14 protein-coding genes are annotated in these 14,602 nt (G+C 41.2%); all 14 read right to left on the bottom strand.

The window, feature by feature from the left end:
- Positions 1–2: 2 nt before the first annotated feature.
- Positions 3–806 (bottom strand): molybdate ABC transporter substrate-binding protein, encoded by an 804-nt coding sequence (gene modA / locus BUB05_RS03320; protein WP_073047074.1) that lies wholly within the window; start codon positions 804–806, stop codon positions 3–5.
- A gap of 29 nt (positions 807–835) precedes the next feature.
- Positions 836–1,969, bottom strand: coding sequence for a homocitrate synthase (gene nifV, locus BUB05_RS03315; RefSeq protein ID WP_073047069.1), 1,134 nt, complete (start codon positions 1,967–1,969; stop codon positions 836–838).
- Between the two features lie 84 nt (positions 1,970–2,053).
- Complete coding sequence (locus BUB05_RS03310) at positions 2,054–2,362, bottom strand: 2Fe-2S ferredoxin (RefSeq protein WP_073047067.1); 309 nt, start codon at positions 2,360–2,362, stop codon at positions 2,054–2,056.
- A 34-nt stretch (positions 2,363–2,396) separates the two neighbouring features.
- Positions 2,397–3,284, bottom strand: a complete 888-nt coding sequence (gene nifB, locus BUB05_RS03305; protein ID WP_073047064.1) for a nitrogenase cofactor biosynthesis protein NifB — start codon at positions 3,282–3,284, stop codon at positions 2,397–2,399.
- A gap of 3 nt (positions 3,285–3,287) precedes the next feature.
- On the bottom strand, positions 3,288–4,655 hold the full coding sequence (locus tag BUB05_RS03300) for a nitrogenase component 1 (RefSeq protein WP_073047062.1): 1,368 nt from the start codon (positions 4,653–4,655) through the stop codon (positions 3,288–3,290).
- Positions 4,648–6,015 carry a nitrogenase iron-molybdenum cofactor biosynthesis protein NifE gene (nifE, locus tag BUB05_RS03295; protein WP_073047058.1) on the bottom strand — a complete coding sequence of 456 codons (1,368 nt, stop codon included), beginning with the start codon at positions 6,013–6,015 and terminating at the stop codon, positions 4,648–4,650. Before nifE ends, BUB05_RS03300 begins: the two co-directional genes overlap by 8 nt.
- A gap of 93 nt (positions 6,016–6,108) precedes the next feature.
- Positions 6,109–7,476 (bottom strand): nitrogenase molybdenum-iron protein subunit beta, encoded by a 1,368-nt coding sequence (gene nifK / locus BUB05_RS03290; protein WP_073047056.1) that lies wholly within the window; start codon positions 7,474–7,476, stop codon positions 6,109–6,111.
- Positions 7,470–9,086, bottom strand: a complete 1,617-nt coding sequence (nifD, locus tag BUB05_RS03285; protein ID WP_073047054.1) for a nitrogenase molybdenum-iron protein alpha chain — start codon at positions 9,084–9,086, stop codon at positions 7,470–7,472. Before nifD ends, nifK begins: the two co-directional genes overlap by 7 nt.
- Before the next feature lie 28 nt (positions 9,087–9,114).
- Positions 9,115–9,510: a P-II family nitrogen regulator gene (locus BUB05_RS03280; protein ID WP_073047051.1), complete on the bottom strand. Its 396-nt coding sequence runs from the start codon at positions 9,508–9,510 to the stop codon at positions 9,115–9,117.
- A 10-nt stretch (positions 9,511–9,520) separates the two neighbouring features.
- A complete protein-coding gene (locus BUB05_RS03275) occupies positions 9,521–9,844 on the bottom strand; it encodes a P-II family nitrogen regulator (RefSeq protein ID WP_073047048.1) in 324 nt (107 codons plus the stop codon).
- A gap of 226 nt (positions 9,845–10,070) precedes the next feature.
- Entirely contained in the window at positions 10,071–10,892 is an 822-nt protein-coding gene (gene nifH / locus BUB05_RS03270; protein ID WP_073047220.1) for a nitrogenase iron protein, read from the bottom strand.
- Between the two features lie 729 nt (positions 10,893–11,621).
- Complete coding sequence (gene recR / locus BUB05_RS03265; RefSeq protein ID WP_073047045.1) at positions 11,622–12,218, bottom strand: recombination mediator RecR; 597 nt, start codon at positions 12,216–12,218, stop codon at positions 11,622–11,624.
- Between the two features lie 12 nt (positions 12,219–12,230).
- Positions 12,231–12,575, bottom strand: a complete 345-nt coding sequence (locus BUB05_RS03260) for a YbaB/EbfC family nucleoid-associated protein (RefSeq protein WP_073047042.1) — start codon at positions 12,573–12,575, stop codon at positions 12,231–12,233.
- Between the two features lie 14 nt (positions 12,576–12,589).
- Positions 12,590–14,203: a DNA polymerase III subunit gamma/tau gene (gene dnaX / locus BUB05_RS03255; RefSeq protein WP_073047039.1), complete on the bottom strand. Its 1,614-nt coding sequence runs from the start codon at positions 14,201–14,203 to the stop codon at positions 12,590–12,592.
- Between the last annotated feature and the right edge of the window lie 399 nt (positions 14,204–14,602).

Genomic DNA, 14,602 nt, shown 5'->3' with positions numbered 1-14,602 from the left:
CCCTAGAACAAAGGTTCAAAATTGTATTTCACAAATATCGACCTGGATTCTCCATTCTGGAGATACTCAATATATTCCTCTGCCATGTCCTTGTTCTTGCTGTCCCTTATTATTGCAAGAGGATATACTATGGGCGTATGAGACTCATCATCAAATACCTTGTTTACGTAACTGTGTTTCAACAGGGTCGTATCCGTCATATACACAATCCCTGCAGGTGAATCACCGCTTTCAACGTATTGTGCCACCTGCTTTACAGTTTTGGCATATACCATTTGTCCCGCAAGCTTGTCCCACATGTCGTAATATTCAAGGGACTGCTTTGCATATTTCCCCGCCGGAACAGACTCCGGTTCTCCCACACTAAGCTTAAGCCCCGACTCAAGAAGATCTTCAATACTCTTTATCTCGTCCTTGTACTCTTCCGAAACTATGAGTACAAGATGGTTGTTCAAGTAGTCCTTTCTAGACTCTGCATCAATAAGGTCTTTTTCCTCCAGTTTGTCCATTTTTGATTTTGACGCCGATAGAAAAATATCTGCAGGAGCGCCTTCTTCAATCTGCTTTTGCAGGGACCCTGAAGAAGAAAAATTCAGAACCACTTCTATTCCTGTTTCCTCCTGGAAGTTTTCGCTGATTTCCGTGACCGCCTCCGTAAGGCTTGCTGCTGCAGAAACCATTATCTCTTTTTCAGGTTCCAAAGCAACATCTGCAGATTCCCCTCCTGTACAAGATGTCAAAAATGCAATTATTAAAAATATAATCAAAAAATTAATTGCTTTTTCAAGCCCTTTCCCATTTTTCATTTCTGCCTCCTCTCAATATTTTCAAATAACTATACAGCAGTTATTTGTGCATTTCTTTTTATTGAAGCATTGATCAGAAACTTGTCTACATTGATGTTTTTTGTCCTTGCATACATGGATCTCAGGTCACGCATGATCTTATTTGCCTGGTCGTCTTCAACAACAAATCCAAGCTCCTTGAGCCTGTATTTTATGCCCGCTGTTCCTGAAAATTTTCCTACTACAATCTCATGCTTCCTGCCCAATTCTTCAGGATGGAAGACTTCGTAGGTTCTTCTGTCTTTAATCATGCCGTCTACGTGTATCCCGGATTCATGTGAAAATATATTCCTGCCGACTATGGGCTTGCCGTAGTTTATTTCGAAGCCCGATGCATTCTGAACGGCATTGGAAAGATCCTGGAATGCTCTTATATCAATATCCGTTTTGCAATTTTCCAGATACTTGAGAGTCATGACTATTTCTTCAAAGGAAGTGTTGCCTGCTCTTTCTCCCAGACCGTTTACACAGCAACTGATGTAATTAACACCGGCTTTGTAGGCGCTCAGTGAATTTGCAGTAGCCATCCCAAAATCGTTGTGTCCGTGGAAGTCAATGTCTCCCTTGAAGCTGGCTTTTATTTCGCTCATAATCTCATATGCGGATAGCGGATTGAGTAACCCTACCGTATCAGCATATCGCACTCTGGTGGCTCCAGCCTCAACAGCCTTGTTGAACATTTCAATTACAAAGTTGATATCCGATCTCGAAGCATCCTCAAGACCGACTGTCACAAAAGCCCCGTTTTCCGCTGCATATGAAACGCATCTTTGTATTCTTCTTATGACCCATTCCCTTGACTTTCCAAGCTTGTTTTCAATATGTATGTCAGAGGAAGGCGCAGAAATGTGGATATGCTTTGCTCCGCATTCAAGCGATGCATTTATATCCCGCTTGCTCATTCTATTCCACGCGATTATGTCCGCCTTGAGACCAAGATCCATTATTGATTTGAAGCAATCCTGCTCCTCCTTGCCCATTGCAGGAATTCCCGCCTCTATGCAGTGTACTCCCGCCTTGTCAAGCATTTCAGCTAATAATAGTTTTTCTTCCTTAGTAAATACAACACCGGCTGTCTGTTCTCCATCTCGTAAAGTAGTATCAACAATATAAAAATCATTCATGACCTCACCTCTTTATTATTTTCATTACTCAAAATAACTGGGTTGACAGTTTCAACTTTCCCAGGCTATAAAAATTATTGCATCCTATATTTCCAGACGACTTACAATTTCACCGCCTTCGATATGGGATTCCACAATTTCCTCCACATCATCAGGAGTAACCTTTCCGTACCATACCCCTTCCGGATACACTATGACTACGGGACCTTGAGTACATAATCCCAGACAACCCGTGCTCGTCACCATTACCTCAGCATCAAGCTCGCGGTCGCTGATTTCTTCTGCAAAGTTCTGAATTATTTCTATAGATTCCTTTGAATTGCAAACTCCCTTCACCTCTCCGTTCATTCTAGCACTGTTGCACACAAATATATGATGTTTCAACTTTTCCATAATATTTCCTCCTGGTATTTGTTTTCTATTTTTGTTAAGCCATCTTGTCTCTCATTGCACAGCCGAATGACCTGAACTCACTTGAACGGTCGTTTTTCAACTGACCTATGGCATCAGCCCGGCATTGCTGACAATGGTACATCTGCTTGATGTGTTGTCCGCACTTGTCCCTCATTTCCTTCAGTTCCGATCCAGGAAGAGGAGAAATGCTTTCGAACTTAGTGTCCTTGGTAGGGATAAGAGGCATGATATTTGTCATGAATACACCCAGCTCCCTGGCCTTTTTGACAACCTCTTCAATGTGGTGGTCATTTACGCCCTTGATATATACGATATTCACCTTGCAGAGAATATTGTTCTCAACCAGGATTTTTATACCTTCAAGCTGTCTTTCCAAAAGAAGGGATGCACCTTCGATGCCCGTCAGTTTCTTTTCTCCGTCGTATACAAACTCATATATCTTAGCTCCTATTTCAGGATCCACTGCATTCATTGTTACAGTCACATGCTCTACGCCCAGAGAAATCATTTCCTCTGCATATTCAGGCAGCCTGAGGCCGTTTGTCGACATGCAGAATATTACATCTTCATCTGTTTCCTTGATCAGTTCTATTGACTTCCTTGTTTCCTCAAAGTTTTCAAGTGCATCTCCAGGTCCTGCTATGCCTACTACTGACAGGTTCTTGATATTTTCCTTTACATAAGTGTATTTTGCTGCTGCTTCCTCAGGAGACAGTACACCGCTTGTTACACCAGGCCTGCTCTCATTGACGCAATCGTATTTTCTGTTGCAGTAGTTGCATTGTATGTTGCATTTTGGAGCCACAGGTATATGCATTCTGGCATAATCGTGGGCTTTGCTGTTGTAGCAGGGGTGTCTCTTTATTTTTTCCAAAACTATATCCGATACGTTATTCTTCATAATTTATCCCCTTCCTATATAGTAGCTGTTGTACATTTTCTTTCTGTACACTCTGTGTTTTTCATCAAGCAATGCATTGGTTATCTGATCGATGAAATTCATGGAACCATCATATCCAACGGTGACCTTTCTCTGGCCGCCGATCTGGTCGTGAATTGGAAAACCGACTCTTACCAATGGAATTCCTTCGTCTTCAGTTATGAACTTTCCGTCGGAATGTCCTATGAGTATGTTAGCTCCCATCAGAATCACTTTTTCTTTTATCTTGTCAAAATCCGCATCATCCATCACTATGGATTTTTCCCTGAATTGCTTGCCTGCAATTCTCAACAGGTCATTCAGTCCGGATACCTTGGCACCTGTTGCCACAACTGCAGGGAATATGCCGTTTTCTATACAAAGTTTTGTTATGCTGTATACAATCTCCGGTTCCCCGAATATGGCTGCACGGCCTTCACCGTTGTACTTGTGGGAATCTATCATGCCGTCCAGCATCCTTTCCCTGTCTTCTACAAGACGCTTAGTCATTTTCTTGCCGCTGACCTTTTCTATTAGACTTAAAAATTCATCCGTATTTTCAAGACCTATGGGAACGGGACACTTGTAAAGGGGAACGTCATATTCATTCTCCAGGAACTTGCCAGGGGAATTTTTTTCGCTAAGGAGCATTCCCATTTCAATGGTTGCAACAGCTCCACCCATCTTTTTTATATCCTCTATTTTGGTTCCTTCGCTGCTTATTTTTGTATATTCCTTTGTAAATCCACCATCCAGTGATTTTCCTGTATCTGGGAAGAGGGTGAACCCAACATCCATGCTTTCCAGCATATCCCTGATTCTCCTCATGTCTCCGGGAGATATGTTTGCTGCAACGATGTTTATCTTGTTGTGCTTTTCGCACTCTTCCGTAAGGACTTCCAGAACCCTTCGCAATGCCAGAAAGTATCCTTCATACTGTGTTCCGCCGTATCCCGGTGTAGTCACCGGTACAAAGACGGTATCCTTGATATTTTCCTCTTCAGCAAATTCCTTGACAATCCTGTTTATATCTTCACCTATTGTTTCTGCAAGACAGCTTGTTGCAATTCCTATAACCTTTGGATTATAAATTCTGATAACATTCTTAAGACCTTTCTTGAGGTTGTCTACACCGCCGTATACGGTCTGTTTTTCATTCAGGGAAGATGAGGCTATATCAACAGGTTCGTTATAGTGAGTAGCCATATGCCTTCTGATGTAAGTGCTGCATCCCTGGGAACCGTGTATCATGGCTACGGAGTTTTCAATTCCCTTGAATGCTATGGAAGCACCCATGGGCATGCACATCTTGCATGGGTTCACATCAAGGTTTTTAATGTTTTTGTTACTCATATGATTCACCTGCTTTCTTTCTGATGTATTTCCAGACGGGACTGTTGATTGTAAGGTCGATTTCCCTGGCAAAGTTCACAGCTCCAACAAAACCGTTCAGTGGATGCTTTCTTTCATGATTATGATCACAAAATGCCACTCCAAGTTTATATGCAAGAGGTCTTTCCTTGACGCCGCCAACCAGAATATCCGCTCCCTTTTCCTTCATGAACGCTTCAAGTTCGGCGGGATTCGCATCATCAAGGATGATAGTGCCTTCGTCGCAAAGCTCTCTAATATTTTCGTATTCATGCTGCTTTCCGGTCTGAGTACCAACCATTACTATTTCCATGCCCAATTCCTTGAACTGCTTGATAAGCGAGATAGCCTTGAAGCCACCTCCTACGTAAATGGCAGCCTTCTTGCCTTCCAGCCTTTCTCTATATTCATTTATGATTTCTTTTGTCTTCGGTAGTTCTTCGTTAATAAGCTTCTTTGCTTTTTCTATAACTTCTACGTCTCCAAGAGCAAATGCTATTTTCCTCAGTGTATCCTCTATGTCTTCAAGACCGTAGAAACTGATATTGATAAAGGGAATTCCATATTTTTCCTTCATCATCTTTGCCAGATAGGTCATTGAGCCGGCGCACTGCACTATGTTCAGTTTTGCCCTCGATGCCTCTTGAAGCTCCTGGCATGTCGAATCTCCTGTAAACCTTGATATGATTTCGACACCCATCTTATTGAGATATCCTTCGTTTATCCACAATTCACCTGCAAGATTGAAATCACCAAGGAAGTTTATCTTGTTTCCCTCTACTTTTTCCTTGGGCTCTCCCATGAGATCCATGATTGCATGACATGCTGCCTTGTAACCGCTTGACTTGTTTCCTGCAAAACCTGTAGACTTGACAGGTATTACCCTTATGTTGTATTTCTCTTCAGCTTTTCTGCAAACCGCATCAACGTCATCTCCTATGACACCGACAACACAGGTTGAATAGACGAAAATTACCTTTGGATCATAGTTCTCGACAATCTCGCTTATTGCTCCAGCAAGTTTCTTCTCTCCGCCGAACACTATATCAGTTTCGCTCAAGTCCGTTGAAAAACTGGTCCTGAAGGTTTCTACGCCACTTGTAAGGCTTCCCCTCAAATCCCAGGTATAGCTTGCACATCCAATGGGTCCGTGAATTATATGATAGGCATCTGTTATTGGATTCAGGACAACCCTTGCTCCACAATACACACAGGCTCTCTGACTGACAACTCCAGCAAGACTGTTTTCTTCACATTTGATATCCCTTTGGCTGCCGCCGGATTTTTCCATTATGAAATCTTTCCTTTCTTCTATCATTCCATTGAATTTTTTTGCCAACATATTGTTCACCAACCTCTATGATTTGTTAATTTGTTTGACAGGTGCAGCCCATAGGGACTGCACGCTGTCTGTTTTTTCTTTGTCTCAATTACATTACTGTACCAGTTCGAAATCCTCATCGCTGCATGTTCTGTCATAATGGTCAAGAAGTGCATTGGAAATTTTCTCGATTATTCTCAGCGCACCCTTGTATCCCACTATCGGGAAGTATCCGTGGCCGATTCTGTCAAGTATTGGCCATCCCACCCTTACGAGAGGTATATCTTCAGCACGTGCAATATGCTTTCCATAGGTATTTCCTATTATAAGGTCAACAGGATTTTCCTTGATAAGCTGATGGAAAGAGAAAAGGTCCTCGCTTGCCATCACCTTGCTGTCTGCAAGACCGGCTTCGTCAAACATCTTCTGGATTTCCTTCTCGAAAGCCTTGCCAGGCGTTCCTGTAAGAACAAGAGTAGGTATCATTCCCAGGTCTATGACGAATTCAGTCATCGCAGTGATTATGTCAGGATCTCCGAAAATCGCAACCTTCTTTCCGTGATAGTGATTGTGGACATCCACCATAATATCTACAAGCTGTCCCCTTTCATATTCAAGGTCTTTAGACATCGTTCCACCGTTAAGTTCAAGCATTTTCATTACGAATTCATCTGTAGCCTTGATTCCGATGGGCTCCTTCATTATGAAAGGTTCCACCTCGCACTTCTTTTCAAGCTCGTAGGCAGCCGCTTCAGATGAAAACTTTCCAAGAGCTATTGAAGCCATGGAATTACCTGATTCTTTTATATCCTCTATTTTAGCGCCACCTTCGGGATACATTTCATATTTACCCGTATTAGGTGTTGCAACAACCTTGCTGGTGTCTGGGTACATGGTGTATTTGATTCCCATCAAATCAGCCATTCTCTTCATTTCCATCATGTCACTTGGTTCTACATATCCTGGAAAAATGGTTACTGTATCGGATTTCTTTTCTTCTGTATTTTCAGCCAGGTGCGTAACCATAGCCTTGCACATGTTGGAGAAACCCGTTACATGTGATCCCTGATAACTTGGCGTATTTGCATAAATGACAGTTTTTCCTTCGGGAACATTTGTAGACCTTACTATCTCACCTATATCGTCTCCGATTGTCTCTGAAAGACAAGTAGTGTTTATTGCCACTACATCAGGATTATATATGTTGAATACATTCAGCAGACCATTCTTGAGGTTCGATTTTCCTCCGAATACGCAAGCTCCTTCTGTAAAGGAACTTGTAGATGCCACGATTGGATCCCTGTAGTGTCTTGTGAGATGCATCCTGTGGTAGGAACAGCATCCCTGGGAGCCGTGGCTGTGGGGAAGACATCTGTGAATTCCCAGTGCTGCATACATGGCGCCTACAGGCTGACATGTTTTTGCAGGGTTTACCTTTAGACCACTTCTCTCTTTATATTCGCCTTTTGTATAATCTAGCATGCTTCTTCAACTCCTTCCACTTTTCCTTTTAATAGGGGCTCCTTGTTCCATGGTGGAGTAAGATAGCTCCATGCCGGAGTAAGTATTCCAGCCTCCACGTCTTTTGCAAAGTTTGCAGCCCCCTTGAAACCGGCATAAGGACCGGCATAGTCGTAAGAGTGCATTTGCTTGGAATAAGTTCCCATTTTGTGTACAATATATTTGTCCTTGATTCCCGAACCGAAAAATTCCGGTTTGAGTATCTCTATGATCTTTTCAGTTTCATAGTGGTTGAGGTCGTCGATTATAAGACTTCCATCTGCCATGTTCTTCATAAGTCCTTCATAGTCTGCGATTGGCATTTCTTTCTTAAGCTCATCAACCTTGTCTGCAGGAATTCTTAAAGAATAGTTTTTTTCATCCTTTTCAACCGTTATCTCTTCAATATTCCTTGTATCTGCATCAAGCTTGATGTATGGAATGACATCCCTTCCTTCATAGTCGTCTCTATGACCGAACTCATATCCGGCAACAATTGTCTCAATGCCTATTTCTCTTAATAGCCCTTGGTAGTGGTCTGCTCTGGAACCTCCTACATATAGAACTGCAGTTTTTCCGTTAAGTTTTTCCTTCGCACTATTAAGAGTATCTTTGATTTCTGCAACCTCTTCAGCAATAACTTCTTCTGTCCTTGCTATAAGACCTTCATCACCGAAATATCTGGCAATGTTTCTTAATGTCTTTGAAAAGTTTTCAACTCCTATGAAGTTACCCTTCAGCCAGTTTAGACCATATTTTTCCTCAATCATGTCTGCTATGTAGTTGATTGATCTGTGACACTGAACAACGTTGAGATCCGATTTGTGCGCATTGGCTATTTCATCTATAGTTGAATTTCCCGTCATTGTAGTTACTAGATTATATCCTATCTTTGAAAGAACTCTCGAAATCTCCCATTCATCTCCACCGATGTTGTATTCTCCAAGTAGATTTATGGAAAATTTTCCAACTGGAGAGTCGTTTGTTCCTACCACTTCCTTCATTAGCTTGTTGTTTGCGATATGGTGACCTGCAGACTGGCTTACTCCCTTGTATCCTTCACAGTTGAAAGACAATATCTTCACACCGGTCTTTTCAGACATTTCCCTTGCCACTGCATCAATGTCGTCACCTATAAGTCCTACGGGACATGTTGCTGAAATGGATATGGCCTTTGGCTGGAAGAGTTCTACTGCTTCTTCTATTGCCTTCTTAAGCTTCTTCTCTCCACCAAATACTATGTCACTTTCCTGCATATCAGTTGTAAAGCAATAATTGAGGAAATTCTGGCCACCTTCACGTGCTTTACCCTTGTTTCTTCTGGTACCCCATGCATAGTAGGCACAACCTACAGGACCGTGTACTATGTGAACCATGTCAACTATCGGACCTATTACAACACCCTTACAGCCTGCATAACAACAGCCTCTGTTTGTGATTATACCGGGTACGGTTCTAGTGTTTGCCGCTATTTCCTGTCCTGCCCCTTCCTTCACTACTACGTGTTTTTTCCTGTTTTTCATTACCTTGGCAGGATAAACTTCCATTAAATCATCTAGGAATTTATCTGCATTTTTTTTCAATTCCGACATATTATCACCTCTTTCTTATACGATTTTTTTATACGATTGCTGCATGATCTTTTTCGTCCGTCCTGATTCGTACAGCTTCCTCTATATTCGATATGAATATCTTGCCATCTCCCATGTTGCCCGTCTTGTTTTCCTTGATTATGATGTCAACCACCTTGTCAACATCCTCATCGTCAACTACAAGAAAAAACATTCTTTTGGCTATGAGCCTGTAGTTTTCTGTTATTGATTCCATAACCTCCGGCTCTGCCACATTTGGTGCCATGGAGCCTTCAATCAAGTTCTCAATGATTTCATAGTCTACCTTTTGCTTGCCCCTTCCGAATACCTTTCTGCAAGTGAATGCAGGATAACCGGCTTCCATAAGCGCTTGCTTGGTATCTCCTATCTTGTTCATCCTTATTATTGCAGCTATCTCTTTCACAGAGCACCTCCTAGAGTCCCGGTTTTCCTGAGCTTACAGTATAGGCATTTTCCACTTCCGTTACGAATATCTTTCCGTCTCCGTACTTACCTTCTCCTGTCTTTGCGTTCTTGGAGATTATGCCAACCACCTCATCTGCAAACTGATCTTCAACAACCATTATCAGAAGCTCCTTGGGTATCTCGTCGTATCTCACATCTCCCACCTTGACACCCCTTTGCTTTCCTCTTCCAACTACGTCCATCTTAGTCACAGCCGGATATCCAGCATCGCTGAGTTCACTTAGAACAATGGATGACTTTTCCGGTCTTACAATCGCTCTTATCATCTTCATATAATAAATCCCTCCGATTAAATTCAATATTTCATATCTCTTTATAATTTTATATATTTTGTTTTTCTCTATGGATACAATCTTTATTTGATAAACAATCTGTTTTTTGGTACAATAAAATGAGCTATGCAAAGACGACGTCAATGTCGCCACTTGCTGCGCTTACCCGGAATGGAAATAATCTCAATGCTTGCCGGCGTGAATTATTTCCATTCCTTCTATTTTATTATGCACCCAAAAATCCATATTGCATCAATATCTCTTCAAGTCTGTCCTGAGTCATAGGCTTTGGTATTACGAACATTTCGTTATCCTGTATCGCCTTGGCAAGAGTCCTGTATTCATCAGCCTGAGGATCCTTAGGATCGAAATCTATTACTGACTTCTTGTTTATTTCCGCTCTCTGAACAACATTGTCCCTTGGTACGAAGTGTATCAGTTGAGTTCCAAGCTCCTCAGCAAAAGCCTTAAGCATTTCGAATTCGTTGTCTACCTTTCTCGAGTTGCAGATTATTCCACCAAGTCTTGTTCCACCAGTGTCAGCAAATTTAAGTATACCTTTTGATATATTGTTTGCAGCATACATTGCCATCATCTCTCCGGATGCAACTATGTAAATCTCTTCCGCTTTACCTTCACGTATCGGCATTGCAAATCCACCGCACACAACGTCACCAAGAACGTCGTAGAATACATAGTCAAGGTCATCTTCATATGCTCCCAATGATTCAAGCATGTTAATTGAAGTTATGATACCTCTACCTGCACAACCTACTCCTGGCTCCGGTCCGCCTGATTCAACACATTTGATTCCTCCGAATCCTTCCTTCAGAATTTCATCAAGGTCAATGTCGTCTCCCTCTTCACGAAGAGTGTCAAGAACTGTCCTTTGTGCCAATCCGTTCAAAATCAGTCTTGTTGAGTCTGCTTTGGGGTCACACCCTACAATCATGATTTTGTTTCCCATTTCAGCCAATGCAGCTGTAAGATTTTGTGTGGTTGTTGATTTTCCTATACCACCTTTTCCATAAATAGCTATCTGTCTCATTTTGAACACCATCCCTCTTTAAAATATATTTATTTATATTATCCGGCAATCATTGATTCCGGAAAATATCTATATATGTTTATATGGAAATACAATAAGTATAAAGCGCTAAATCTTTATCTGTAATTGTAGAAAATAGTAACAAATGATTATGACAAGTTTTATGCTGTTTTGATAAAATTGTATAGTTAAAGTAAAATTGAATAATTTATTGATAAAAAGAATATATTATGAATAATTGTTGTTAATATAAAATTTAAGAAAAGTTGTTTTTTAAGTGTTAGTTAAGCATTATGCTCTTTTAGCGAACTTTTTGTTTTTTGTAATGTTATTCGTTCGTTTTTGCGTTAACATTATTTAAGTCTTCCGTTTTGTAAGTTTGTTGTTTTGTATTGCAGTTAATATAGCATAAATTAATAAATATTTCAAATGGTTTTTTTATGCATTTTCTTGGATAATTAAATCAAGATTTGTTGTAAGACTTAATATTTACAAAATGGTAACATTTTCACGAAACATTAAATTTTTTTAATATTTTTTATGTGTTTCTTTGTGGAATCGTTATCATGATCAAAAAAAATAATCACCGGTTATAAAAATGATACAACTTATAGAGGACTTCATAAGACTGGACTTTAGGTGAACGTTCGTGGAAAAGATTTTACCTTGAACGTCATATAAATAAAAAATCCAGACAATCATAAAATTGTCCGGATCCTAAATTATCTATTATATTTCAGTCCTGCCCTCTAGAGCCTTGACAAGGGTCACCTCGTCGGTATACTCTATGTCTCCTCCAATGGGTATTCCGTGGGCAATTCTAGTCACCTTTATGCCCATGGGCTTCACAAGCCTTGATATGTACATTGCTGTGGCTTCCCCTTCGATGGTAGGATTGGTGGCTAGTATTATCTCGCTGACCTTCTCATCAAGGCGTGTTATGAGCCCCTTGATATTGATATCGTCAGGTCCTATGCCGTCTATTGGAGATATGGTACCGTGAAGTACATGGTAATATCCTTTGAATTCCCTGGTTCTCTCCATGGCGGCAACATCCCTTGCATCCTCCACAACACAAATGACGGATTCATCCCTCTTTACGTTGCTGCAGATGCTGCACGGGTCCTTGTCAGTCATGTTCCCGCAAACGGAACAAAACTTTATGTACTTCTTTGCATCCACAATAGACTGGGCAAGTTTGACGACATCATCGTTTCTCATATCCAATATGTGGAAGGCAAGTCTCTGGGCCGTCTTCCTGCCTATTCCCGGCAGCTTTGACATTTCCTCAATAAGCTTGTTGATTGGTGCCGCATATTGTTCCATATTTAAACCCGACTAGAACATTCCTGGAATATTCATTCCTCCGGTGATCTTGCCCATTTCCTTTTCCATCATCTCTTCAGCCTTTTTAACCGCCTCGTTTACAGCTGCGATTATGAGGTCCTGAAGCATTTCAATATCATCGGGATCCACAACTTCAGGTTGGATCTCTATGTTTACAAGCTCCTTCTTTCCATTTACTACAGCCTTTACTGCTCCGCCGCCCGCAGTGGCTTCAACTTCCCTTGTTTCCAGTTCAGCCTGCATCTCGCCCATCTGCTTCTGCATTTTTTGTACCTGTTTCATCATATTGTTCATATTACCGCCCATTCCTCCGGGCATTCTTCTTCCTTTAGCCATAATGACCTCCTTGTTTAATCGATAATTTTCACTTTGTCTTTTCCAAATAATTCAAAAGCCTTCTCATTGATTTTCTTTCTTATTTCCTCATCAGACTCTTTTTTTTTTGAGTCTTCGATTATAAATCTAACTTTCAAATCTTTTTTCAATATATTTTTAAAGACCTGCTCCATAAACGCTATACTTTCCTTGGCATTTGCCCTGTTCAGATGGAATGTATATTGTTCTGCAAATCTTAAAATCACTTCTCCCTTTACAACCCTGTATGGCTGTGACTCCTTGACTATTGCATTGAGGCTTATCCTTTGCTTCTTTACTGTCTGCAGTATAAGGCCCCAGTTTTCCTGTACCTGTTTAAGGATTTCGGCATCATCCCCTGACAATACTACCGGTTCTTCAACAAGAACACTTTGACTTGCAGCAGCCTCATCACCAGCCCCATGGTCTGTGTTCCGTTTCGCTGGCGGCTCATTTACAGTATCCTTTGGCTGGGTTTCTACAACCGGTCTTTCTATATATACAGTTTCAACTGCAGCCGCCGTTTTTGTGCTAAGTAGCTTGATAAGGCTCGTTTCAAGGAGTATCCTGCTGTTTACCGCCCTCTTGCAAAGGGCCAAGGTTTCGGAAAGCTCCTCTATATACCTTATGTTGTCGTCGACGCTCACCTTCATGCTCTGGCCCTTCATAAGCTTTATGGCATCTTCGCCTGTATTCACAAAGCTCTGGCCGTCCTCTACGGACTTTAGTATTAGAAGGTTTCTCAAATGCTCTATAAGGCCTTCCAGAAACAAGGTTATTTCCTTACCCTGGGATAGTATTTCATCAAGTACCGTCAACAGCTCCTTGATGTCTTTTTCTATAAGAATATCGGTAAATCTTATTATTGTATTGTAGTTGACTGTTCCTAGAAGTGTCACTACATCTTCATATGTTATCTTGTCAACGCTGTAAACAAGGCATCTGTCCAGAATTGAAAGAGCATCCCTCAGGGCTCCCTCGGAACTGTTTGCAATCATCCTCAGCGCATTTTCCTCTGCTTCAATTCCTATATCATCGCAGATTTCCTTCATGGCACTCATCATGTCGCCAACGGATATCCTCTTCAGATCAAAGCGCTGACATCTTGACAGTATGGTGGCCGGTATTTTCTGGGGCTCCGTAGTCGCCAGAATAAACAAAAGATGCTCAGGAGGCTCCTCCAAAGTCTTAAGAAGGGCATTGAATGCTCCCTTTGAAAGCATGTGGACCTCATCGATAATATACACCTTGAACCTGCTCTGTGACGGCAAAAACTTCACCTTCTCCCTCAGATCCCTGATGTCCTCCACACTGTTGTTTGAAGCGGCATCCATCTCTATTACGTCCATATTCCTTTCGGACAGTATGCTGAGACACGTTTCACATTCATTGCAGGGGTTTCCATCTGTGTTGTTTGTGCAGTTGACGGCTCTTGCAAATATCTTGGCCGTGGAAGTCTTGCCCGTCCCCCTTATGCCTGAAAACAGATATGCATGGGCGGTCGAATCTCTCATTATTTGATTTTTGAGTGTTTCCGTTACATGGTCCTGACCTACAACCTCGTCGAAGGTCTTGGGTCTGTATTTTCTGTAAATAGCCTGATGTGACATATTGCACCACCCTTTTTCGTATCTTATTTATTATATCAAATATACCGCTATAATCAAGACACAATCCACCAATCTTTGCCTATGAAAGTTTTCATTATTATAAAATCGCTTGAAACGTTTCGATTTTATTTTATCGGTTAACTTTCTTCGGCGATATTATCCTCTTCGAGTCTAACGCAACATAGTTGCTCTATCCTGCCTATGAAAGTTTTCATTTAACAAATTCACCTAAAGCCTTGTGCTTTGCAGTTTGCTTGACTCGTTTTATTGTTTGTGATATATTGTTTTTTATTAATCGGTCGAAATATTTCAACTGACCGGTAATTTGGGGACTCCATGTCCTGAGAATTTTAAAAATATTGATTCATATTGATTAACTATTGGTTTGGAGGAGGATTC

Source organism: Dethiosulfatibacter aminovorans DSM 17477, from assembly GCF_900142005.1.
GTDB lineage: Bacteria > Bacillota > Clostridia > Tissierellales > Dethiosulfatibacteraceae > Dethiosulfatibacter > Dethiosulfatibacter aminovorans.
The sequence above is the reverse complement of the archived record's forward strand: the minus strand, read 5'-3'. Positions and strand labels throughout refer to the sequence as shown.